Origin of the sequence: Antrihabitans auranticaus, assembly GCF_016481275.1 — a bacterium.
Lineage (GTDB): Bacteria > Actinomycetota > Actinomycetes > Mycobacteriales > Mycobacteriaceae > Antrihabitans.
Map to the genome: position 1 here is coordinate 436,430 of NZ_JAEMNW010000001.1, position 22,689 is coordinate 459,118.

General features: G+C 64.6%; 24 protein-coding genes. 11 read left to right on the forward strand and 13 right to left on the reverse strand.

The window, feature by feature from the left end; genetic code table 11:
* Positions 1–30: 30 nt before the first annotated feature.
* Together recG and JGU72_RS01750 are read right to left on the reverse strand one after the other, a co-directional pair.
* Positions 31–2,274, reverse strand: coding sequence for an ATP-dependent DNA helicase RecG (gene recG, locus JGU72_RS01745; protein WP_199682029.1), 2,244 nt, complete (start codon positions 2,272–2,274; stop codon positions 31–33).
* Between the two features lie 8 nt (positions 2,275–2,282).
* On the reverse strand, positions 2,283–3,920 hold the full coding sequence (locus JGU72_RS01750; protein WP_374101059.1) for a DAK2 domain-containing protein: 1,638 nt from the start codon (positions 3,918–3,920) through the stop codon (positions 2,283–2,285).
* Positions 3,921–4,175: 255 nt separating this feature from the next.
* On the opposite strand from JGU72_RS01750, the gene rpmB reads away from it, so the two are divergent.
* From rpmB to JGU72_RS01765, 3 genes are all read left to right on the forward strand, one after another.
* A complete protein-coding gene (gene rpmB / locus JGU72_RS01755) occupies positions 4,176–4,367 on the forward strand; it encodes a 50S ribosomal protein L28 (protein WP_199682031.1) in 192 nt (63 codons plus the stop codon).
* A gap of 82 nt (positions 4,368–4,449) precedes the next feature.
* A complete protein-coding gene (locus tag JGU72_RS01760; RefSeq protein ID WP_199682032.1) occupies positions 4,450–4,926 on the forward strand; it encodes a GNAT family N-acetyltransferase in 477 nt (158 codons plus the stop codon).
* A gap of 16 nt (positions 4,927–4,942) precedes the next feature.
* Positions 4,943–5,722, forward strand: a complete 780-nt coding sequence (locus JGU72_RS01765) for an enoyl-CoA hydratase/isomerase family protein (RefSeq protein ID WP_199682033.1) — start codon at positions 4,943–4,945, stop codon at positions 5,720–5,722.
* 1 nt (position 5,723) lies between these two features.
* Here the strand turns inward: JGU72_RS01765 and JGU72_RS01770 are convergent, their stop codons facing one another.
* A complete protein-coding gene (locus JGU72_RS01770; protein WP_199682034.1) occupies positions 5,724–6,473 on the reverse strand; it encodes a neutral zinc metallopeptidase in 750 nt (249 codons plus the stop codon).
* 104 nt (positions 6,474–6,577) lie between these two features.
* Between JGU72_RS01770 and JGU72_RS01775 the strand changes: the two genes are divergently transcribed.
* On the forward strand, positions 6,578–7,717 hold the full coding sequence (locus tag JGU72_RS01775; protein WP_199682035.1) for a BTAD domain-containing putative transcriptional regulator: 1,140 nt from the start codon (positions 6,578–6,580) through the stop codon (positions 7,715–7,717).
* On the opposite strand, the gene JGU72_RS01780 is transcribed toward JGU72_RS01775, so the two are convergent.
* Positions 7,714–8,580, reverse strand: a complete 867-nt coding sequence (locus tag JGU72_RS01780; RefSeq protein ID WP_199682036.1) for an alpha/beta fold hydrolase — start codon at positions 8,578–8,580, stop codon at positions 7,714–7,716. The two genes, JGU72_RS01775 and JGU72_RS01780, sit on opposite strands and share 4 nt — an antisense overlap.
* Before the next feature lie 34 nt (positions 8,581–8,614).
* On the opposite strand from JGU72_RS01780, the gene JGU72_RS01785 reads away from it, so the two are divergent.
* Positions 8,615–9,388: an AraC family transcriptional regulator gene (locus JGU72_RS01785; RefSeq protein ID WP_199682037.1), complete on the forward strand. Its 774-nt coding sequence runs from the start codon at positions 8,615–8,617 to the stop codon at positions 9,386–9,388.
* Between the two features lie 11 nt (positions 9,389–9,399).
* Here the strand turns inward: JGU72_RS01785 and JGU72_RS01790 are convergent, their stop codons facing one another.
* Both JGU72_RS01790 and JGU72_RS01795 read right to left on the reverse strand, forming a co-directional pair.
* Positions 9,400–10,266, reverse strand: a complete 867-nt coding sequence (locus tag JGU72_RS01790) for an alpha/beta fold hydrolase (RefSeq protein WP_307828261.1) — start codon at positions 10,264–10,266, stop codon at positions 9,400–9,402.
* Positions 10,267–10,317: 51 nt separating this feature from the next.
* On the reverse strand, positions 10,318–11,316 hold the full coding sequence (locus tag JGU72_RS01795) for an AurF N-oxygenase family protein (RefSeq protein ID WP_199682038.1): 999 nt from the start codon (positions 11,314–11,316) through the stop codon (positions 10,318–10,320).
* 187 nt (positions 11,317–11,503) lie between these two features.
* On the opposite strand from JGU72_RS01795, the gene JGU72_RS01800 reads away from it, so the two are divergent.
* The gene (locus JGU72_RS01800) at positions 11,504–11,845 is read left to right on the forward strand and encodes a DUF732 domain-containing protein (RefSeq protein ID WP_199682039.1); all 342 of its coding nucleotides are present in this window, start codon (positions 11,504–11,506) and stop codon (positions 11,843–11,845) included.
* A 16-nt stretch (positions 11,846–11,861) separates the two neighbouring features.
* Here the strand turns inward: JGU72_RS01800 and JGU72_RS01805 are convergent, their stop codons facing one another.
* From JGU72_RS01805 to JGU72_RS01815, 3 genes are read right to left on the reverse strand one after another with little or no spacing between them, the layout of a single operon-like run.
* Positions 11,862–12,539, reverse strand: a complete 678-nt coding sequence (locus tag JGU72_RS01805; protein ID WP_199682040.1) for a uracil-DNA glycosylase — start codon at positions 12,537–12,539, stop codon at positions 11,862–11,864.
* Positions 12,540–12,543: 4 nt separating this feature from the next.
* A complete protein-coding gene (locus JGU72_RS01810; protein ID WP_199682041.1) occupies positions 12,544–13,065 on the reverse strand; it encodes a gamma carbonic anhydrase family protein in 522 nt (173 codons plus the stop codon).
* A gap of 23 nt (positions 13,066–13,088) precedes the next feature.
* Positions 13,089–14,042 carry a thiamine-phosphate kinase gene (locus JGU72_RS01815; RefSeq protein ID WP_199682042.1) on the reverse strand — a complete coding sequence of 318 codons (954 nt, stop codon included), beginning with the start codon at positions 14,040–14,042 and terminating at the stop codon, positions 13,089–13,091.
* Between the two features lie 93 nt (positions 14,043–14,135).
* Between JGU72_RS01815 and JGU72_RS01820 the strand changes: the two genes are divergently transcribed.
* Entirely contained in the window at positions 14,136–14,387 is a 252-nt protein-coding gene (locus JGU72_RS01820) for an Lrp/AsnC ligand binding domain-containing protein (RefSeq protein WP_199682043.1), read from the forward strand.
* Positions 14,388–14,930: a DUF3515 domain-containing protein gene (locus tag JGU72_RS01825; RefSeq protein WP_199682044.1), complete on the forward strand. Its 543-nt coding sequence runs from the start codon at positions 14,388–14,390 to the stop codon at positions 14,928–14,930.
* A gap of 4 nt (positions 14,931–14,934) precedes the next feature.
* Here the strand turns inward: JGU72_RS01825 and JGU72_RS01830 are convergent, their stop codons facing one another.
* Together JGU72_RS01830 and JGU72_RS01835 are read right to left on the reverse strand one after the other, a co-directional pair.
* Positions 14,935–16,032 carry a D-alanine--D-alanine ligase family protein gene (locus JGU72_RS01830; RefSeq protein WP_199682045.1) on the reverse strand — a complete coding sequence of 366 codons (1,098 nt, stop codon included), beginning with the start codon at positions 16,030–16,032 and terminating at the stop codon, positions 14,935–14,937.
* A 52-nt stretch (positions 16,033–16,084) separates the two neighbouring features.
* A complete protein-coding gene (locus tag JGU72_RS01835; RefSeq protein ID WP_199683138.1) occupies positions 16,085–17,083 on the reverse strand; it encodes an NAD(P)H-dependent glycerol-3-phosphate dehydrogenase in 999 nt (332 codons plus the stop codon).
* A 106-nt stretch (positions 17,084–17,189) separates the two neighbouring features.
* Here JGU72_RS01835 and cofC point away from each other — a divergent pair, with 106 nt between their 5' ends.
* The 3 genes from cofC (at position 17,190) to JGU72_RS01850 (ending at position 21,135) form a co-directional block, all read left to right on the forward strand.
* Positions 17,190–17,864 carry a 2-phospho-L-lactate guanylyltransferase gene (gene cofC, locus JGU72_RS01840; protein WP_199682046.1) on the forward strand — a complete coding sequence of 225 codons (675 nt, stop codon included), beginning with the start codon at positions 17,190–17,192 and terminating at the stop codon, positions 17,862–17,864.
* A 63-nt stretch (positions 17,865–17,927) separates the two neighbouring features.
* Positions 17,928–20,192, forward strand: a complete 2,265-nt coding sequence (locus JGU72_RS01845; protein WP_374101060.1) for an RNA degradosome polyphosphate kinase — start codon at positions 17,928–17,930, stop codon at positions 20,190–20,192.
* Between the two features lies 1 nt (position 20,193).
* Entirely contained in the window at positions 20,194–21,135 is a 942-nt protein-coding gene (locus JGU72_RS01850) for an NUDIX hydrolase (protein WP_199682047.1), read from the forward strand.
* Positions 21,136–21,216: 81 nt separating this feature from the next.
* Here JGU72_RS01850 and JGU72_RS01855 read toward each other — a convergent pair whose 3' ends face one another.
* Positions 21,217–21,900, reverse strand: coding sequence for an HU family DNA-binding protein (locus tag JGU72_RS01855; RefSeq protein WP_199682048.1), 684 nt, complete (start codon positions 21,898–21,900; stop codon positions 21,217–21,219).
* Between the two features lie 163 nt (positions 21,901–22,063).
* Positions 22,064–22,666, reverse strand: a complete 603-nt coding sequence (gene leuD, locus JGU72_RS01860) for a 3-isopropylmalate dehydratase small subunit (RefSeq protein WP_199682049.1) — start codon at positions 22,664–22,666, stop codon at positions 22,064–22,066.
* Between the last annotated feature and the right edge of the window lie 23 nt (positions 22,667–22,689).

The window sequence follows — 22,689 nt, forward strand, 5'->3', positions numbered from 1 at the left end:
ACTCTGGTACCAAAGCCCTCTTGCGTGTCGCTAAGACTTCTGCAGGTACTCCAAACGCTCGGCATCCAGAGCCGACCGCATCATGCCCCGCAAACCCTCGTGCCGACGCAAATCCGGGTCTTCGGCGATCACCGAACGCGCGAATTCCTGTGCGGCAGCGATGATGTCGCCGTGTTCGAGCAGTGAAAGCAACCGCAGCGTCGTCGTGGTACCCGATTGCGCCGCACCCAAAACGTCGCCTTCGCGGCGTTGCTGAAGATCGATGACGGCGAGTTCGAACCCGTCCGTGGTGGCGGCTACCTGCTGTAACCGGGCGAACGACGGCGCGCCGGACCCCATCTCCGTCATGAATATGCACAGGCCAGGGTGCCCGCCGCGCCCGATGCGGCCACGCAGCTGGTGCAACTGGCTGACGCCGAAGCGGTCCGCGTCGACGATGACCATCACCGTCGCGTTCGGCACGTCGACGCCGACCTCGATAACGGTTGTACAAACGAGGACGTCGATCCGGCCGGCGTTGAACGCCTGCATCACCGCATCCTTTTCATCAGCCGGCAACCTGCCGTGCAGCAAGCCGACTCGAGCCCTGAACAACGCGCCGATCCGGAGTTCTTCGTATACGTCGAGCACCGCGTGCGTCTTCGGCTCTTTCTCGTCGTCCTTCTTGGCAACCTTTTCGTCGCCGATTCGCGAGCACACGACGTATGCCTGCCGGCCGCTCGCGACCTCCTCGTTGATCCGCGCCCACGCACGGTCCACCCAGGGAGGCTTCTCCCCCGCCGGAACCACCGACGTCGTTATCGGCGACCGGCCGCGGGGCAACTCGCGCAGCGTGGAGGTCTCGAGGTCACCGAGCGTCGTCATGGCGATCGTTCGCGGGATCGGCGTCGCGGTCATCACGAGCAGGTGCGGCGACACCTTTTCTTTCGCCTTCGCACGCAGAGCATCTCGTTGTTCGACGCCGAAGCGGTGCTGCTCGTCGACGACCACCATGCCGAGGTCGAAGAATTCCACGTTGTCCTGAATCAGCGCGTGTGTGCCGATCACGATGCCGGCCTCCCCCGTCACCGCAGCGAGCAACGTGGCGCGTTTTGCCGCCGTGGACATGGAGCCGGTCAGTAGAACAATCTGCGTCGAGTTATCGGCGGCACCGAGTTCACCGCCGGCGCCGAGCGGTCCGAGCATCGTGCGCAGCGATCGGTAATGCTGCGCGGCAAGCACTTCCGTCGGTGCGAGCAACGCGCACTGCAGTCCGGCGTCGACCACCTGCAGCATCGCGCGCAAGGCCACGATCGTTTTGCCCGAACCGACCTCGCCCTGCAACAACCTGCTCATCGGGTGGTTCTGTGCGAGATCGTGGGAAATCTCCTGCGCAACGGTCTTCTGCCCGGCCGTCAGCTCGAACGGCAGTAGCTCCTCGAACGCCGCAGCGATGCCGTCGGCGCGTGCCGGGCACGGTGGTGCGATCCGCGCGGAATTGTCTTGCCGCCGCTGCGCCATCACTAGTTGGAGCGCCGTCGCCTCGTCGAATCGCAGTCTGTCGCGAGCCTTTTCGAAGTCGGCCTTGGTGTCGGGAAAATGGACCAGGCGCAGGGCCTCGTCCAAACCGATCAGGCACTGGTCGGTGCGGATGTCTTCCGGCAGCGGGTCCTGCACCGGTTCGAGCTGGTCCAGCACCTGCCGGACGCAGTTCACGATGTCCCAGCTCTCAATCTTGCTCGTCGCGGGATATACCGGGATGAGGGCCCGATCGAAGATCGACATATCGACCCCGCCACCGGAATCCTGGGCGCTGCGCGCCATCCCGGCGAGGTTTCCGCCGCCGCGAACTTTGTCGATCGTCAGCAGATCGTCGTCGTCGTACCTATCGGGCAAAATGAGATAGCCCGGATGGCTCAAACTCCATTTTTCGCGGAAGTATTTGACGGTGCCGGACATCATTGCCCGCTTGCCGGTCTTGATCAGGTGCTTGACCTTCTGGCCGTTGAAGAAGGTCGCATCGACGCGCTGCTTCTCCGACGCGACGACGACCTTGAGCATGAAGCCCCTTCGCGACTTCATGGCGACGAGATCTGCCTTCACGATTTCGCCGACGATCGTGATGTGCGAACCCTCTTCGGGTTCCTCGTCCGTGAGTGGCAATCCTTGCGTCGCATAGCGATTCGGATAGTGCCTGAGGAGATCCTCGACGGTCTGGATATCGAACTCTGCGGCGAGGACCGCTGCGGCCTTGGCCCCGAGCAAATGATCCGTACGGTCCGACAACGTCGCCATCGTCTCTCCTATTCGACGCCCAATTGCAGCAGATCGCCCGATTGCCCACTCGGATAGACCATGACCTCGACGCCGTGGTGGACCCGCGAAATGTGATCGGACAGTGTCTTCACCAATCCCGGCGACGCTGCCGCGCCCACCAGGATCGTGACCATCTCGCCGCCGAGACCGAGCACCCGATCGAGCAGCTTACGACCGGCGTCCTCGACGTCGGATTCGACGATGACGACCTCGTTGCCGATCAGGCCGAGCCCGTCGCCGCGCTCGCATGTCCCCACCAACGTCAGCGCTCGCTCGGTGGCCATCCGCAGCGAACCCCATTTGGTCCCCGACGCTGCCTCCGACATCGCGAACGCGTCGTCGACAGCGATTCGCATCGGATCGTGAACGGCGAGGGCAGCCAACCCCTGCACCATCGCCGAACTCGGGAGGAGCAGCACGTCGCGCATTGCGTCGCGCGCCGCGACGCCCACCGCTACCAATTCGTGCGCCGAAAGAGCACCGTTCGGCAGCACTAGAACTTCGCGGTTGTCCATCGACCGGATCGCACTGAGGAGCTTGGTCGCGCTGATCGGTTCGTCACAACGCAGCACGGTCGCGCCCTCGGCGCGGAAGAGCGCGGCAGCGCCGTCGCCTTCGACGAGTGCGAGGATGCCGCGGTCGGCGATTCCGACGACCGGCGTTTCGAGCGCACGCCTGCCGCCCTCCGCGTCGAGTGCGAAACAGTTGACTCTGACCTGGAAGATTCGGCCCGCGTCGATACCGGCCTCGACGGCTGCACCGGCATCCTTGCAGTGCACGTGCGCGGACCAGCAGCCGTCGCCGTCACTGACGATGATCACGGAGTCGCCGATCTCACCGAGGCTGCGACGCAAAGCTGCAATGCGCACCTCGTCGGTCTCGCGCAGCAGGTACATGACCTCGTAATCCTGCATTGCAGGGCTCTGCGGTTTGCGCGGACTGTGTGGTGTCCGGCGCTTCTGCTCGCGTACGACGGGGCGGCGGCGGACGAACTGCGGCCTGCGCGGCGCGACGCCGGTGATCACGGCGACGAGGACATCGAGCAACACGACCAACCCGAGCCCGCCCGCGTCGACCACCCCGGCTTCGCTCAGCACCTGGAGCTGGGTCGGTGTCCGTTCGAGCGCCTCTGCAGCCGCGGTCGCCGCGGCGGTCGCGACGTCGGCGATGGGTGCGTCGGCGGGACAACTGCGCGCTGCGACTGCCGCACATTCGAGAACGGTCACGATCGTGCCTTCGACCGGAACGCTGACCGCACCTCGGACCAGCACCGTCGCCGAATCCAGTGCGTCTCGCAATGACGTCGCCGTCAGCGGCCCGTCCGAAGTGGATTCGGCCACACCACGCATCACCTGGGACAGGATGATCCCCGAGTTTCCGCGTGCGCCGGTCGTCGCACCGCGCGCCATGGCGACAGCGACATCGTGCGCCGACGCTCGCGGCGGCGCGTTGCGCGTCACCGATTCGACCGCTGCCCGCATCGTGAAAAGCAGGTTGGTCCCGGTATCGGAGTCGGGAATCGGGAAGACGTTGAGGTCGTTGATCTCGTCGCAGTGCCGAATCAGCCCATCGACGCAGGCATTCGCCCAACGCAGCAGTGCAGCGCCGTCCAACGCATCCAGCACGTACTGCACCTCGATTCGTCCGCTCCGCTCGCAGCCTGTCCGGCCTCCGGCCTCGCAAGATTAACGGTGGAGTACGACCGCTGCGTTCCGCGATCGCCAGTTTGGTGGATCGAGCGGGGTACGGCTACTCTTGCAGGGTTGCCTAGCGCTGCCTCAACATCGCTCAACGATTGTCGGGCATTCCGCACGGAATGCGTTTGGCAACCGAGCAACGTACATAACACGATCAACACCACACACAAGGAGTTCGCGACTATGGCTGCCGTCTGCGACGTATGCGCCAAGGGCCCCGGCTTCGGTAAGTCGGTCTCGCACTCGCACCGGCGTACTAACCGTCGCTGGAACCCGAACATTCAGACCGTCCGTGCCCAGGTTGCCCCGGGTAACACTCAGCGCCTCAACGTGTGCACCTCCTGCCTCAAGGCAGGCAAGGTCGTACGCGGCTGATTTCCGAACCGACGACTGTGGCCCGGTGCATTGCGCATCGGGCCACAGTCGTTTCCGAAGCGAGTGTCCCCACAGGCCGAGCGTGATCACCGAACTCACCCCTGAGCTGGTGCGCAGCGCCGCCGTATGCCACATCGAGTGCTGGCGTGAGGCCTACCGCGGGGTCGTTCCAGACCATCTGCTCGACGCCTTCGACGTCGACCGATTGGCCCTTGACTGGCGCAAACGTCTGACCGGTCCCGGCCGGACCTTCGTCGCGACTGTGGACGGTATCGTCATCGGCTTTGCTTCGGCGGGACCTGGTCCGACTGGCGCATTGCAGTTGCACAGCCTCTATGTTCGCAGCGCGTATTACGGCTCCGGCGTTGCCGACGAACTGATCGACGCCGCGGTCGGCGGCAGCGCCTGTTCCCTGTGGGTGTTCGAAGCGAATCCGCGCGCTCAGGCGTTCTATCGGCGGCACGGCTTCGTGCTCACCGGCGAGCGCGACATCGAGCGATTCAGCAATGCTGTGGAGGTTCGGATGACCCGAACCGGGAGCGATCCGGTCCAGCCCTAACGGATACTGTGCAGCCATGACTTCGACGCAAGAGCAGCCGTACATCCGCATCGCCGATGGTGTGCTGGAGATCACCATTTCGACTGCGGCACGCGGAACCTCGCTCGACTTCACCGGCGTCAACGCCGGCACCGCCGCGCTGAGCGACCTGGATCCCGCCGTCGGAGCAATCGTTCTGACCGGTTCCGGACCGAACTTCTGCGCGGGCGGTGACGTTCGCGCGTTCGCTTCGGCGGCGGAGCGCGGCGAATATCTGCGCGGACTCGCCGTCGATCTGCACGCGTTCGTGCGCGCTCTGGACGCGGCTCCCGCGCCCGTCGTCGTCGGCGTTCACGGCTGGGCAGCCGGCGCCGGAATGAGCCTCGTCTGCGGTGCCGACGTCGCGATCGGCGGCCCCTCGACCAAGTTGAAGCCTGCGTACACGGGCATCGGCTTCACCCCCGACGGCGGTATGTCGTGGTTGCTGCCCCGGATCGTCGGCCACAGCCGGGCCAAAGAAATTCTGCTGACGGACCCCGCGATCGGCGCCGAGGATGCAGTACGCCTCGGGATTCTGAGCCGTCTCGTTGCCGACGAAGAAGTGCAGGAAGAAGCGCTGCGCACCGCGGTCCGCATCGCGGCCGGACCCCGGACCGCCTATGCCGGCATCAAGGCTTTGCTGCGCGAATCCCGGTCGAGCAGTCTGGCGGACCAGCTCGACCGGGAAACGGATGCTATTTCGAACTCGGCGGACAGCCCGACCGGGCGCGAAGGTGTGGACGCGTTCGTCGAAAAGCGGCGTCCGTCCTTCAACTGAATCAGTCGGTGATCGACGAGTCGGGGTTGAACGCGTTGCAGGCCTCCAGCCCACCGGCGAAACCGAGCAGGAACGATCCGACGCGTTCACCCGGCGTGCCGTGCGTTTGGTCGGGACCTTCCATTTCGCCGATCGCGTAGAGCAATTCGCCGACGTTGGTGAGGTCCATACGCCGCTCGAGCAGGCCCTGATCGTCGATGTACTTCGTCCAGGAACCGGCGATGCAGTCGGCCTGGTCTTCGTGGCGGATCGTCAGGTTCGAGTTGTACGGCTCGGGAACTCCGGCGGCATCCTGCAAGGCATGGCCGTACTCGTGGGCCAGCCCGACGATCGGTGCTGCCGCGCCGAACTCGCTGTAGAAGAGCCATAGCGTCTCCTGGCCGATGAAGATCTTGTTGTCGACCGGGCAGTAGGCGTATGCGGTGTCGTCCGGACGCAGCTGTCCCCCATTGCCGTCGTTGCACTGTGAGCGGGTGGTCTCGCCCGATTCGATGTAGACGACCGCCGACAGTTCCGGATAGGGCTGGCCCTGGGCCGCGAGTTCCTGGAAATAGCCCTCGACGAGGTCGACTGAGACCTCGAGAAACTCCCGCATTTCCTGCTTGGAGTAGCAGTAGTCGAGGGAGCCCGCGACACACTGCTCGGTCTGCGCCGAAGCGACTGCGGGGGTGAGGGCGAGGGCGCCGACGGCAACGACTGCCGACGCGGCGGCAGCCTTGGCGGCTCTTGCGAAGCTGCGGTTCGTGAACATCGGTGGTTCTCTCTGTCGGTTCGGAGTGTTGACGCAAGAGTGCGGGCGCGCCCTTACTGTCCGCTTATTCGCGCCTTACCCGGATCGACTGGTTTGATTGTGTTATGCCAGCGGACGCCGTCGCCAGTTCACCCACGTTGGGATTTCATGTTCTCGGCCCTCTGCAGCTGACCATCGACGGCGAGTCGCAGTCACTGGGTGGTGCGAAACCTCGTGCGGTGCTGGCGAAGTTGATCATCTCCCGCAACAAGGTCGTGTCGGCGGATGCCATCGCCGACGCGGCATGGGACGGCAATCCGCCCTTGCAGTTCCGAAACCATCTCCAGGTCACGATCGCCAAGCTGCGGCGCTCGATCCAGGCGGCCGGCATAGATCCGATGACCGTGCTCGCGACCGCTCCGCCGGGGTACCGCTTGAATGTCGCGGAGCAGGCGTGCGACATCGGCAGATTCACGTCGATGAAGAAGTCCGGGCACCAACTCGCCGCGGCGGGCAAGTTCGAGGAAGCCATCGTCGCGTTCGATTCCGCGCTCGGCGAATGGCACGGCGTGGCGCTCGCAGATCTGCGTGGCCAGTCCTTTGCCGACGAGTTCGCTGTGCTGTTGGAAGACGAGTTGCTCGCCACGCAAATTGCCAGGGCGGAGGCCGAGATCGCCTGCGGGCGAGCTGATGCGGTGATCGGCGACCTGACTTCCCTGACGAACATTCATCCCCTGCACGAACCGCTCTGGGCGCAACTGATCACCGCGTTCTATCTCGCCGAACGCCCCACCGATGCACTCGACGCATTGCGCCGCCTGAAGCATGCGCTGTCGGAAGAACTCGGTGTCGACCCCGGGCCACCGATTCGGGAACTGGAACTGAAAATTCTGCGACAGGAGCCGCTGGCCGCGCGCCCGGCCGCACCGAAGACCCCTATGGCAGTGACGGTAGTCAGTTCCAACGCGAATGCGATGCGCGCGCAATTGCGCGACACAGGCAACCGAACGATCGAGATCGGGACCGGCTCCCTTCGAATCGGCCGGATGTCGGACAACAACGTCGTGCTCGAGGACGACATGGTCAGCCGGTATCACGCCGTCATTCAGCGCATCGCGACAGAGTTCGTCGTTCGTGATCTGTGGTCGTCGAACGGCGTCACCGTGAACGGTCAACGCGTAGTCGAATCGACTGCTCTCGTCGACGGCGATCATGTCCAAATCGGTTCGAGCAGTTTCCGTTTCGAGGTATTGCCGCCCACCTAGGCGAGCACGAAGTCGGCAATCAGCGACGCGACTCGTTCGGGCTGATCTTCGGCGACCCAGGTGCGCGAGTTCGCGACCGTTTCGAGCCGGGCGTTCGGAAAGTCGTTCGCGAAACGCTGGGCGTGGTCGAACGGGAAGAAGAGGTCATCGGGCGCCCACGCCACGAGTACCGGTTGCGCGATCGCCGGAAAGTGCCGGGCAGCATCGAGAGTCCTGCGATTGTCCACCGCGCGCAGGAACTTGACCGTGTCACGAACGACGCCCGCACTGTGCGCGAGGCCGTACAGGTAGTGGTCGATCACCGCCGTAGGAACCCGATCTCGGCTCAGCCCGCCGAAGCCCAGCCGCGACCGGCCGAAACTCGTCCGGATGGCATCGACGCGCAGCGCTCGGCCGACGACGGGCATCAGCCCCGGAGTCTTTGCGGCCCAGCAGAGGTAGTCGAACATGTGCGGCGGGAAGTTCTCATAGGCATCGCACGGTGTCAGTACGAGGCGCTGTAACCGCTCCCTGCGATAGGCGACGACCAGTTGGCAGAGCATCCCACCGCCGTCGTTGCCGACCAGTGTCACCTCGCGGAGGTCGAGTTCCTCGATGACGTCGGCGATCACGTTCGCGATACCGATGGGGGTGAGGTCGGCCGCTTCCGTCATCGGCAACCGATGCGCGCCGAACGGCCAGTCTGCCGTGATGCATCTGAACGAATCGGCGAGCAGCGGTACGACTTTGCGCCATGCTGCCGCGTTGGCGAACAATCCGTGGACGAAGACAATCGTCGGACCGCTCCCCCGGTCGTAAATTCGGACGGGACCCTGCGGAAGCGTAACGATCCTCGAATCACCAAGCTCTGCAACGATACTCATCTGACATTCCCTTCACGGTTCGGTTCGTGCAAGCATGGCTCCTGTGTCCGGTGGTCCGCTTCCAGAAACGTGCTGTCCTCCCGCAACGGTGTGGCTGTGGGCAGGTCATGCCGTGTATCGCGGTCCGTCGTTGCGGCTCGACGCCCACTGCGGTTCGGTGCACTGCCTGGCAATCGGTGTGGATGCGCCGTTCACGCTCAGCGCGGACGGATTGGGCGAGGTTCGTGTTCGAAGCGCACTGATTCCGCCGCGCACGATCCACCGCGTCGTCGCGCACGGTGACCAGATGCTCTTCTGCTACATCGATTCCGGCTCACCGCGCGCACACCACTGCTGGGAGCGAATGACCGACCGATCGCATGGATTCGGCCTCGGCCACCGGGCAGAAGCCGCGGTCATCGACCTCGCGGGGCGAGCCGATCTCGACCCGACAACCGTGCTGGACCTCGTATGCGGACCGCTCACGCGGCACAGTGACCCACGGATCTCAGTGGCCACGGCGACACTCCAGGCACACCCGGGCCGGTCGGTCACCGCCGCTGACTTAGCTGCGGCGGCACATCTTTCGACGTCACGCTTCCTGCATCTGTTCTCCGAACACGCCGGCACGAGCTTCAGGCGATATCGACTGTGGGCACGCATGCTGAGCGTGGGGCGGGCGATCGCCAAGGGCGTCGACCTCACGACCGCTTCCGCCGATGCCGGTTTCGCGAGCCCATCCCACTTCAGCGACGCGTTTCACGCGATGACCGGGCTGACCGCGACGACCCTGCTCGGGTCAGGCGCGACGGTCGTCGTTCTCGACTGAGCAGCCAGGACTCAGTGCACGCGTACCGCATTCGAGACGACGAAGTCGAAGATCGCGTCGGTGAACGCATCGTTGTCGTCTGCCGCAGCGGTGTGCGCGGCACCGGAGATTTCGATGACGTCGGCATGCGGCACCAGTTGGCGAAACTCTTCGGCTGCTTCGGCGCTGACGACGTCGGACAGCCGCCCACGCACCAGCAGCAACGGGATGCGCAGCCCCCGTGCCGCGTCTTCCAACTCGGCCGTCAACTCGTCGAAATCACCGCCGTCGCCCAGCATTTCCGGGTCCCAATGCCAGTACCAGCGGCCGTCTGCCCCCTTGCGGAGGTTGCGTTCCAGTCCGGCGGACGTCGAGGGACGCTGCCGGTGCGGTAGGTATTCAGCGATGGCGTCCGCCGCGTCGTCGAGCGAAGCAAAACCGTCGCGGTGCGCACCGAGGAAACCGATGACGCGCGAGACGCCTGCGAGCTCCGGCCGCGGAACGACGTCGACGAGCACGATGCCCGCAAGCCGACCGGGTTCGAGCACGGTCGACACGAGCAGCGCGGTGAGGCCGCCCATACTCGCACCGACGATGACCGCACTGCCGCCGAGCTGATCCAGCACGGCGACGACATCGGCGGCCATCGTCGATCGCAGGTAGTCACCGTCGGGTGCCCAGTCGCTCTCGCCGTGCCCGCGGGAATCGAGTGCAACCACGCGCAGCCCACTCTGGCCGAGCCTGGCACCCGTCGACTTCCAGGAATGCCTGGTCTGGCCACCCCCGTGCAACATCAGGACGAGGGGCGCGTCTTCCGGTCCCCACTGGTCGGCGATCAATTCGACACCGCCGACGCCCGTCAGCACGAGGCGAGTCGGCACATCCTTTGGTTTGCTCACAATCCGACCATGCCATACAGCGTAAAATTAGTCCACGTTCAAAACGATGGCTTAGGCAACGCTGTGCGGAACCCGCTCCGGTTCACCGCGGTAGCGCGCGGGCGCACCGTCGATGTGCAGCAGCTTCCACAGTGACCTCGTGACCGGATTCATCAGGCCGACATCCGTTGCCAGCGCACGCATATCGTTGAAATAGCCGGCCAGGATGGAACGTGAGTGCGGGCTGCGCCAGAACGCCTCGCGGAATACTTCGCGAGGAATATCGAACTCCGTGGCGAACGTTCGCGGCGGCGTCATGATCTCGCCGGCAAGCCAGCGCATCGCGAGCGGAAACGCCAACCCGCAGACGGCCCTGCTGACCGGATTCATCCGCTCGAGATGTGCCCGCAGGAATTCGTTCGCGAAGGAAATATGTCGAGCTTCCTCCGCGATATGGATCTGCATCGTGCGCAAAACCGCAGGTGGGACGTTCGCGCCCTCGCGAATCAGCGCCTTCTGGTAATGGTCGATCGGTTCCTCACCACCGAGGATGCCGATGAAAAGAATGACGTACGCATAGCCACCGGCAACCCCGACGATCGGCGAAATCGCGCGGAAGAGCGGACGCATTCCGGGCACGTCCACGCCGATGCGATTCACCAGTTCCTGGAACATCTGGATGTGATTGCACTCTTCGGTCATCTCGTGCAAGCAGTAACGGAACTCCGGCGAACCGTTGGGCAGCTTCATGATGTACTGCATCATTCCGCGGATCAGGATGCTCTCGAAGGCCGCGCCGACCTTGATCGTGTTGGCCTGCCGCCACTTTCCGATCTCGATCTGCCGTTCCAGCGGCAGGCTTTTGTACCACTGCGTCGCGCCCAGCGGATCGATCTCGGGCGAGAGCACCCACCGCGGATCGTTCGGATCGATTGCGAACTCAGGCGAATCCCACGCGATGTCCAGGTACGGATCGAAATTCCGGCGGACCGAACCTTCGGACAGGGTCTGCAACAGATCTCGATATTCCTGGTCGAACATCTCGTTTCGTGCAGAAGTTGACAGCGTCATCGATGCCTCCTTACGACGGGACGGAACCCCGGTTGGTTTACCAACTACTGGGACTTGTCGTCCCATGCAACGGGTAACTGCCGATAAGCGCCGAGTCAGCGGTCGGTAAGCGGTGCCGACAAGAGTCTGTCTCGTAAGCAAGACCAACAAGACCAACCACCCAGAGACAGAACGGATCACCACGAACATGTTCACCAACCGCATCAAGTCCGCCGCCCGCGTTTCCGCCATCGCCGCCATCGCTGGAGCCACCGTCCTCGGCGCCGCAGGCATGGCGTTTGCAAGCACGTCGGACGACGACACCTACCTGAACGCGCTCGCACAGGAGGGCATCAGCTTCCCGACCGACGCCAAGGCGATCGCGCTCGCCGACCACATCTGCACCTCGTTCGACAACGGCGCCAGCTTCAACGAGGTCGTCGCCGAGGGTCGCGACGAATCCACCCTGACCGACTACGAGATCGGGTACGTCATCGGCGCATCCATCTACGTGTACTGCCCGCAGTTCGAGAGCGTGATCCCCAGCTGATCGCGGCAGGCGTCCGTTATGGAAGCCGCCAATCGACCGGCTCGGCACCGAGCTCGTCGAGAAGTTCGTTCGCGCGAGAGAACGGCCGTGAGCCGAAGAAACCGCGGGACGCCGACAGGGGCGAGGGATGCGCCGACTCGATCGAGGGCACATCACCGAGCATCGGCTTCAACGTCGATGCATCCCTCCCCCAGAGAATTGCGACGAGCGGATCCGGGCGATCGACCAACGCCCGGATCGCCTGCTCCGTCACAGCCTCCCAGCCTTTCCCACGATGCGATGCCGGTTGCCCCGGCGCTACGGTGAGGACTCTGTTCAGCAGCAGGACGCCCTGCTTCGCCCATGGCGTGAGGTCGCCGTTGGTCGGCGGCGCATAGCCGAGGTCCTTGACGTACTCGGCGAAGATGTTGGAGAGGCTGCGCGGCAGCGGCCGCACCTCCGGTCCCACCGAGAAACTCAACCCGACCGCATGCCCGGGCGTCGGATACGGGTCCTGCCCGACGATGAGAACGCGAACATCCGCAAACGGCTGCCCGAACGCCCGGAGCACATTCGCACCTGCGGGCAGATAGCCACGTCCGGTCGCGTTCTCCGAACGCAGAAACTCACCCATCGTCGTGATGTGGTCGGCTACCGGCGCAAGCGCCTGCGCCCAGCCCGCCTCGACAACATCGGAAAGTGGTCTTCCCGGCATGGCTTCAATCCAATCTGCGGAGTGCTTCGCGGTAATACGCGCCGTTTGCGGTGTAAAGCGTGACATTGAGGTCGACATGCCCCTCAGCAACCTCGTAGTTCTCGCGAACACGCGCCGGAATACCGAGCGCCATGCGCTTCGGCGGGACCACGAAATTGAACGGGACGACGCAGCCGGCACCCACGATCGCTCCCGCCCCGATCGATGCGCCGTTCAAGACGATCGACCCCGAAGCGATCAAGCAGTTGTCACCGATCATCGCGCCTTCGATGTGCGCATTGTGACCGACGACACATCGCGCGCCGATAACCGTCGGATCTATTGGGGTGCAGTGGATCACGACGCCATCCTGGATGTTCGTCGCATCGCCGATCGTGATCGTGCCGTAGTCACCCCGCAAAACAGCACCCGGCCACACCGATGCCTTCGCGCCGAGGGTCACCGAGCCGATGACCACAGCGTCCGGATGGACGTACGCGTCGGGATGAATCACAGGCTCGCGATCGCCCAGTGCATAGACAGCCATACGGCGTACCTAACCACGCGACATCACTGTCCAAAACTTTGCCACCCCTTTGCGCCGTGCCACCGTTGACCGTCGACGGTGACTCCGTCCCCGGCCGAAACAGTCCCGATTCGGTACCAGCCGGTGGGTGCACCGGTCGTCGCGGGGAACGTTGCCGCAAGCGCGTGGTCCTCGCCGCCGGTCAGGATCCACTCGATCGGGTCGGTGCCGAGTACGCGCGCCGCAGCGGCGATTTCCGGGTCGACGGGCAGCGCTTCGCTACGCACATCGATCAGCACTCCGGACGCGGCGGCGATGTGCCCGAGATCGTCGAGCAGGCCGTCCGACACGTCGGTCATAGCGGTCGCGCCGTGCTCGGCAGCGCGCGGACCGTCGGCGTACGGTGGCGACGGAACACAATGCGCAGCAAGTAAATTCGGGAAATTCCGGTTGGCTTCCACGAAGAGGGCAAAACCCGCCGCCGACGCGCCCAGACCGCCCTTGACGGCGACAATGTCACCGTCCCTGGCGCCGGACAACAACACCGGCGACCGGCCTTCGAGGTCGCCGAGCGCACTCACCGAAATCACCAATGGATCAGACGCCACGAGGTCGCCGCCGACGATGCCCGCACCGAGGTCGACAGCCTCGAGCCACAGGCCGTCGGTCAGCCCGTCCGTCACCGATACCGGCGTATCGGCTGGACAGCCGAGCGAGACGAGAAAGCTGGTCGAGCGCGCGCCCATTGCGGCGATATCGGCACCGTTCTGGGCAATTGCCTTGCGGCCGACCTGTTCGGGCGCCGACCAGTCCAACCGGAAGTGCCTGCCCTCCACCAGCATGTCCGTGGTCGCCACGACCCGCCCATCGGCGGCGCGCACAACCGCCGCGTCGTCGCCGGGCCCGACGAGAGTCGTCGCAGGCTGAGTGCGGCCGCGCGTCGCGCGGGCGATCACGGCGAACTCGCCTATATCGCCGACTGTCGGTTCGTCGCTCACGCCCGATCCCTTCCTCACACACTTTCCGCGACGGTCGCCGAACCCGCACACGCCGGTGACTACGGTACGTTTTCTTCACGAAAGGGGTCACCTGTGGTCGATGCATATGTGCTCGTGCAAACCGAAGTGGGCAAAGCCGCCGCGATTGCACGGCGAATCGGGGAGTTGGACGGCGTTGCGTCTGCGCAAGATCTGATCGGACCGTTCGATGTGCTCGTACAACTCGGTGCGCCGACGGAAAAGGAGTTCGGCGAGGTCGTCGCCGCGGTCGGCAAGGTCGGTGGCGTCACCCGCACCCTGACGTGCCGCATCCCCCGGGTGGCAGCCGAGCAGGGGCAACCGTAAGTGCGCGAACGCCATCACCCCGCCCTGATCGCGGCAGCTATCGCACTTCCCGTCGCTCTCGTTTTCGGCGTCATCGTCGCAGCCGTACTGGCTAAGCGCCTCCCCGACCGGGAACCGGTCTCGGTGGCTGCAGTACCGGCACCTGCCGCGGGCAGCCCCGAGTGCACACAATTGCTGCCGGCCTTGCCCAACGAGTTCGGCAGTTATACGGACGCGGAATTGGCCGAACCGGCACCACCGGCGACCAAGGCGTGGGAATCGTCGGGCGGCGGGGATCCCATCATCCTGCGGTGCGGCTTGGACCAGCCGCTCGAATTCGTGGTCGGATCGTCGATCGAGCAGGTCAACGGGGTCCAGTGGTTCAAGCCGATAGCGGCCGTGCCCGGGGTGTCGTCGAGTACCTACTTCGCCGTCGACCGCGGCGTGTATATCGCTCTGACCGTACCCATGGACTCCGGACCCACACCGCTGCAAGCAGTTTCCGACGCCGTCGCGGACACGCTGCCCGCCCGCGAGCCGACGGCGATCCCGCTGCCGAACTGAGCGGTCAGCGCAGTCCGATACCGCGGGCGAGCGCGGTATCGATGAGTGTGGAGATCAAGGTCGTGTAGTCGACGCCCGCAGCGGCCCACATCTGCGGATACATCGAGATCGACGTGAAGCCCGGCATCGTGTTGATTTCGTTGATGACCGGACCGTCGTCGGTGACGAAGAAGTCGACTCGCGCGATGCCCTGGCAGTCCAGCGCACGAAATGCTTCGACCGCGAGTGCGCGGATCTGCGCGCTGACCTCGTCGTCCAACTTGGCGGGGACATCGAATTCGCAGACGTCATCGAGGTACTTGGTATCGAAGTCGTAGAACGCATCGTCGGCGCCCCGATCCGGCATCCGAATTTCCGCGACGACGCTGGCCTCCACCCTGCCGTCGGGAAACTCCAGCACGCCGCATTCCACTTCGCGACCGATGACGGCACCTTCGACGATGACCTTCGGATCGTGCTTGCGCGCCAAAGCGATCGCAGCGTCGAGATCTGCCCAGTCGTTGACGCGCGAGATCCCGATCGACGAACCCCCACGCGACGGTTTGACGAAGACGGGCAATCCGAGCGAGTCGCGCTCGGGCGCGGTCAGGGTTGTGGTTCCCGGCCGCAGCACGACCTGAATGCCGATCGGCAATCCCTCGGCTGCGAGCAGCTTTTTGGTGAACTCCTTGTCCATACCGGCCGCGCTCGCGAGCACGCCCGGACCGACGTACGGCAACCCGGCGAGCTCGAGCAGTCCCTGAATAGTGCCGTCCTCGCCGTATGCCCCGTGCAGAACCGGAAAAACGACGTCCACCGAGGCCAGGACCTCACCTGCATCCGTGCCGATCGACACGAGGGCGCCGGGCGCAGTCGGGTCGGCGGCGAGCACCAGCGCCCGACCGTTGTCATCGACACTCGGCAACGTCCGGTCGGCGATGGTCAGCTTCTGCGGGTCGGCGCTGCCGAGGACCCAGGTGCCGCCGCGCGTGATGCCGATCGGCACAGCCTCGTACTTCTCCGGATCGAGGTGCTGAAGGACGCTGCCTGCAGACACGCAGGACACAGCGTGTTCGTTGCTCCGGCCACCGAAGATGACGGCGACCTTGATCCGGTTGTTCACGACCCAAACCGTACCGCTGCGCGCACCGCGGGGCGTCGCGGGTGGCGAGCGACTACTCCGGCTTGTTGCGGCGGCCGAGTAGCTGTCCGATAGCTTCTTCGACGGACAAGCCCTCGTGGCAGACCTGGTGGACGGCGTCGGTAAGCGGCATTTCGACGTCGTAGCTCGCGGCCAGCGCCCGGACCGATGTGCACGATTTCACACCTTCGGCGACCTGGCCGTGGGCGGCCGCCTGCGCGCGTTCCATGGATCCGCCTTCACCCAGCACCCGGCCGAACGACCGGTTGCGCGAGAGCGGCGAGGTACAGGTTGCGACGAGGTCGCCGACACCGGCAAGGCCTGCGAGGGTTGCGGGCTTGGCGCCGAGCGCAACGCCGAGGCGGGTCATCTCGGCGAGGCCGCGGGTGATGATGCTCGCGATCGTGTTCTCCCCCGACCCGACCCCGGAGGCGATACCGCAGGCGAGTGCGATGACGTTCTTACACGCGCCGCCCACTTCGGCGCCGATCAGGTCCGAGTTGGTGTACGGCCTGAAATATCTTGTTGCACAAGCTTTTTGGAGGTGAATTGCGCGCGCAGAATCCGAGCATGCAATGACGGTGGCGGCGGGCTGGCGCGACGCGATCTCACGGGCGAGGTTCGGCCCGGAGAGTGCGGCGATCCGCGACATGTCGGCGCCCGTCACCTGGTTGATCACCTGACTCATGCGCAGCAGCGTCCCGCTTTCGATGCCCTTGGCCAAGCTCAGCAGCGTCGCGTCCTTGCCGATCGAATCGGCCCAACCGGCCAGATTCCCGCGCAGCGTCTGCGAGGGAACAGCGAGCACGACGATGTCGGCACCGTCGAGTACAGCCCGGAAATCGGTGGTCGCGTCCAGACCGACCGGCAGCCCGATGCCCCGCAGATAATAGGAATTCTCGTGCTCGTCGTTGATCGCGTCTGCGACCTCGGCGCGCCGCGCCCACAACGTGACGTCGGTTCCCGCGTCGGCGAGTACCTTCGCGAAAGCTGTGCCCCACGAACCCGCTCCGAGCACCGCTGCCTTGGTCATGTGTTTGCTCCATTCGACCCGTTGTTCCCGGTAGCCGACCCACACTATCGCCTGAAGCCATACCGGCGGCTGACTCCCGCGCAACGATCCTGGCAGGATTGTCGGCATGAGCCCGCTCCACGCCGTGATCGCCGTCAAGGACCTGACGCGCGCCAAGAGCAGGCTCGCCACCGATTTCGCGCCTCCCGACCGGCGCCGACTGGTCCTGGCGATGTTGTGCGACACACTCACGGCGGCCGGGCAGGTCGACGAGATCGCATCGGTCACCGTCGTCACGCCCGACGATGCCGTGATGCATGCGGCCGCGGCCGCCGGTGCCGCGGTGCTGGCCGAACCCGTCGCCGACTCCTCGGACTTCGACGCCGATCAGCGGCTCAACGCCGCATTCCGGCTCGCCGCGGCGACCGTGCGCGCCGAGCGCGGGCCCGTCGACCTGCTTGCGCTGCAAGCCGACCTACCCGCTCTGAGCGCAACCGAACTCGGTGCGGCAGCACGTGCGGCACGGCGTTTCACGAGGTCGTTCGTCGTGGATCATCGCCGCACCGGGACCGCCGCACTGCTTGTTCGTGATCGAAATACAGCGCTCACACCGACTTTCGGTGCCGATTCCGCGCGCCGGCACGCCGCTACCGGTGCCGCGTTGCTGGAGGGCGATTGGCCGGGCCTGCGGCTGGATGTCGATACGCTCGACGATCTGGAACTCGCGGCGGCGATCGGGCTCGGCAACGCAACCCGCGCCGCGTTGGCCGAAATCGGCTGGCCGAATCGGTGTCCGGGGTAAAAGTTCACCTTTATCGCGCTGAACGCGGTGTCCCGATGCTGCGAACTGAGGGATGATCGACAGGTGAGCAATCCCGAAACAGTTGGCAGGCAAACCGAAAATGGCCTCCGCGCCACAGCGACGGATCAACCGCGGGACGGTGCACTGCGCGACGGCGAACGGCCTGGAGTCACCAACTCCACACACGAACAGACGCCGGGCGGTGCGATACCGAGCAACGTTCCGACGGCGCCGCCGGCCGCAACACCCGAAGCCGCCGATCTGCTCGACGGGGACCTGCCCGAAGACCGGTACCTCAACCGCGAACTGAGTTGGCTCGACTTCAATTCGCGCGTGCTCGCGCTGGCAGAGGATTCCTCGCTGCCGCTGCTGGAGCGCGCCAAGTTTCTCGCGATCTTCTCGAGCAACCTCGACGAGTTCTTCATGGTGCGCGTCGCGGGGCTCAAACGCCGCGACGAAACCGGGTTGTCGGTTCGGTCGGCGGACGGTATGTCACCGCGTGAGCAACTCGCGCTGATTGCCCGCCGCACCCAGGAGATCGCGAACAAGCACGCCCACGTCTTCCTCGACGCGATCCAGCCCGCACTGCACGCCGAGGGCATCGACATCATCGGCTGGGCACAGCTCAACGAGCAAGAACGTCAACGGATGTCGGCGCACTTCCACGACCAGGTCTTTCCCGTGCTCACCCCACTCGCCGTCGATCCCGCGCACCCCTTTCCCTACATCAGCGGCCTCAGCCTCAATCTCGCGATCACAGTGAAGGACCACACCACCGGCGGCGAGCATTTCGCACGCGTCAAGGTCCCCGACAACGTCGAGCGGTTCGTCCGGGTCCGGCGCGAGGAAGCGCAGATCGCTGCCTTCCTGCCCATGGAAGACCTGATCGCCGCACACCTCGACGCGCTGTTCCCCGGTATGGAAATCGTTGAACACCACGCCTTCCGGATCACCCGCAACGCAGATTTCGAAGTCGAGGAAGACCGCGACGAGGACCTCCTGCAAGCTTTGGAACGCGAGCTCGCACGGCGTCGGTTCGGTTCGCCGGTCCGGCTCGAGGTCGCAGGAGACATGACCGAACACATGCTCGAACTGCTGCTCCGGGAGCTGGACGTGGACCCGGGCGACGTCATTCAAGTGCCTGGGCTGCTTGATCTTTCGTGCCTCTGGCAGGTCTACGGCGTCGACCGCGCGAACCTCAAGGACAAGCCCTTCGTCCCCGCGACGCATCCCGCGTTCGGCGAGCGCGAGACTCCGAAGAGCGTCTTTGCGACCCTGCGCGAGGGTGACGTGCTCGTCCATCATCCCTACGACTCGTTCTCGACGAGCGTGCAGCGGTTCATCGAGCAAGCAGCCGCAGACCCGCAAGTCCTTGCGATCAAGCAGACGCTGTACCGGACCTCGGGCGATTCACCGATCGTCAACGCGCTCATCGACGCAGCGGAAGCCGGTAAACAGGTCGTTGCGCTCGTCGAAATCAAGGCCCGATTCGACGAGCAGGCCAACATCAAATGGGCACGAGCGCTGGAGCAAGCGGGCGTTCACGTCGTGTACGGACTCGTCGGTCTGAAGACCCACTGCAAGACCTGCCTGGTCGTCCGGCGCGAAGGTTCGACGATTCGGCGCTATTGCCACATCGGCACCGGCAACTACAACCCGAAGACTGCGCGGCTCTACGAAGATGTCGGGTTGTTCAGTGCCGCACCGGAAATCGGCGCGGACCTCACCGACCTCTTCAACTCGCTCACGGGCTATTCGCGCAAGGAGCACTACCGCAACCTGCTCGTCGCCCCCTACGGCGTGCGCCGCGGAATCATCGAGCGGATCAAGCGCGAGATCGAGCACAAGAAGGCCGGCCGCGACGCACGGATCAGATTGAAGGCCAACGCACTTGTCGACGAGCAGGTCATCGACGCGCTGTATCGGGCGTCGCAAGCGGGCGTGCCGGTCCAGGTCGTAGTCCGTGGCATCTGCGCGCTCAAGCCAGGAGTGCCCGGGCTGAGCGAGCTGATCGAAGTCCGGTCGATTCTCGGCCGTTTCCTGGAACATTCGCGCGTGCTGCACTTCCTCGGCGCCGACGAGTCGTGGATCGGCAGCGCGGACATGATGCACCGCAACCTCGACCGGCGCGTCGAAGTCATGGCGCAGGTGAAAGATCCACGCCTGGCAGCCCAACTCGGCGACATCTTCGACTCGGCGCTCGACCCGACTACGCGCTGCTGGGTGCTGCAATCGGACGGGCGCTGGGTAGCGGGTCCAGAGCACGGCGAGAAGGTCAGGGAGCACCAGGAAGAATTGATGCGGCAGCGGCGCACGGCGGCCTCGTAGAATGTCGACGAACGACGGCCCGGTCAAGGCGAATATCTTCGCGGCCGGTGCAGTTCTGTGGCGCCGATCCCCCAAGTCGCCCACACAAATCGAGGTGGCGGTGATTCACCGTCCGCGCTACGACGACTGGTCCTTTCCGAAAGGCAAGGTCGAACCCGGCGAAACGCTTGTTCGCGCGGCCGTACGTGAGGTAACCGAGGAAACAGGTCTGACCTGTCACCTCGGCCGCCATGTCGATCGAGTGACGTATCCGGTCCCCGGTCACCGGCGGCTCAAGCGTGTCGATTACTGGGCCGCAGAGGTGACCGGTGGCGAGTTCGCGCCGAATCGCGAGGTCGACACCCTGCTCTGGCTGCCAGCCGCCCAAGTGCAGAAACAGATTTCGTACCCGATGGACCGCAGGGTGCTGCGGAACTTCGTGCGCTATCCGGTCGACACCAGGACAACGCTGATCGTGCGGCACGGCCGCGCAGGGCGCAGCGAACGATTCAAGGGCGACGATAACTTGCGTCCACTCGACAAAGTGGGCCGCGAACAGGCCGCCGCACTCGTCGAACAATTGCTGGCTTTCGGCGCCACACATATTCATTCGGCAGAGCGGTTGCGCTGCACACAGACGGTCGAACCGCTCGCGACGTTGCTCGGTGTCGATATTCGGCTGGAACCCTTGCTCTCCGAGGACACCTACGCCGAACGCCCCGACGCCGCACGGCACCGAATGAACAAGATCGCCACCAAACCCGGCGTGCACGTCGTGTGTAGTCAGGGCAAGGTGATACCGGATCTGTTGGGCTGGTGGGCCGATCGGGACGGTATAACGCTGCCGCCTGCGCGCAACCGCAAAGGCAGCATGTGGGTGCTGTCTCATGTGGGCGGCACGCTGATCTCCGCGTACCACATCGATAGCCCCTTGCCGCTGAACGAGTCTGCGGTTTCCGACTAGCCTCGCCACTCCCACCAGGTACGCGAAAGCGCCGTCCGGTCGAACCGGACGGCGCCTCGAGTCGGCTGCTGGTGCCTTGGATCAGGCTTTCTTGGTAGCCCGCTTGGCCGGAGCCTTCTTCGCGGCTGTGGCCTTCGTGGCTGCCTTCTTGGCCGGAGCCTTGGCGGCAGTGGTCTTCTTTGCAGCGGTCGCCTTGGCGGCGGTCGTCTTTGCCGGAGCCGCCTTTGCCGCAGTTGTCTTGCGAGCGGTCGTCTTTGCCGGTGCTGCCTTCGTCGCCGTGGTCTTCTTCGCGGCAGTTGTCTTCGCAGCAGTGGTCTTTGCCGGTGCTGCCTTTGTCGCAGCGGTCTTACGAGCGGTCGTCTTTGCCGGTGCTGCCTTCGTCGCAGCTGTCTTGCGCGGTGCCGCCTTTGCCGCCTTCTTCGCGGCTGCCTTCGTCGGAGCAGCAGCTGCGCCACGCTTGACGGCGGGGCCGCTCGCGGGCAGCTTCTGCTTGCCGGCGATTACTGCCTTGAATTGCGCACCCGGCCGGAACGCGGGAACCGAAGTGGGCTTGACCTTTACAGTTTCTCCGGTCCGCGGGTTACGTGCCACACGGGCGGCACGCTTGCGCTGCTCGAATACTCCGAAGCCGGTGATGGTGACGCTCTGACCCTTGTGCACGGCGCGCACGATTATGTCGACGACGTTCTCGACAGCTTCGGTCGCCGTTCGCCGGTCAGCCCCCAGCTTCTCGGTGAGAACATCGATGAGCTCTGCCTTGTTCATTGAAATTCCTCCGCAAACTAATGGCCCACCGTTGGACCGACTGCTAATACGGTAAACCCTGAATACCGTAAGAGTCCATGTGTCAGAGGAATTTTCATGAAATCTTTGGTCTTTTGCTTTGCGAAAGGACCGCCGCAGCGGTCCCGCGCACCGTTGTTCAGGCTTACTGAATGTGTGCCGGCAACGTCGTCGGTTTCCATGAAGGCCTTGCCTTTTCGAACTCCGAAATGGCTTCTACCTGCCTAAATGTCAATCCGATGTCGTCGAGACCTTCGAGCAGACGCCACCGCGTGTAGTCGTCAATGTCAAAGCGCACCACCGTTGTTCCGGCTGTGACGGTCTTCTCACGAAGATCCACAATTAATTCCAAACCCGGCTGCGATTCGAGCAGTTTCCAGAGCAACTCGACGTCCGGCTGGGCCACTTGGGCCGCCAGCAGGCCCGCTTTGCCGGAGTTCCCGCGGAAGATGTCGGCGAACCGGGAGGCGATGACGACCCGAAAACCGAAGTCCGACAGGGCCCAAACTGCGTGCTCGCGCGAGGACCCCGTGCCGAAGTCCGGACCCGCAACGAGGACGCTGCCCCTGTCGTAAGGCGCTACGTTCAGAATGAAGTCCGGATCGTTGCGCCATGCCGCGAACAGTCCGTCTTCGAAACCGGTGCGCGTCACGCGTTTTAGGTACACGGCCGGGATGATCTGATCGGTGTCGACGTTCGACCGACGAAGCGGGACGCCAATTCCCTTGTGCAATGTGAAGGATTCCATTTTCGGTTCTTCCGTTCTTTATT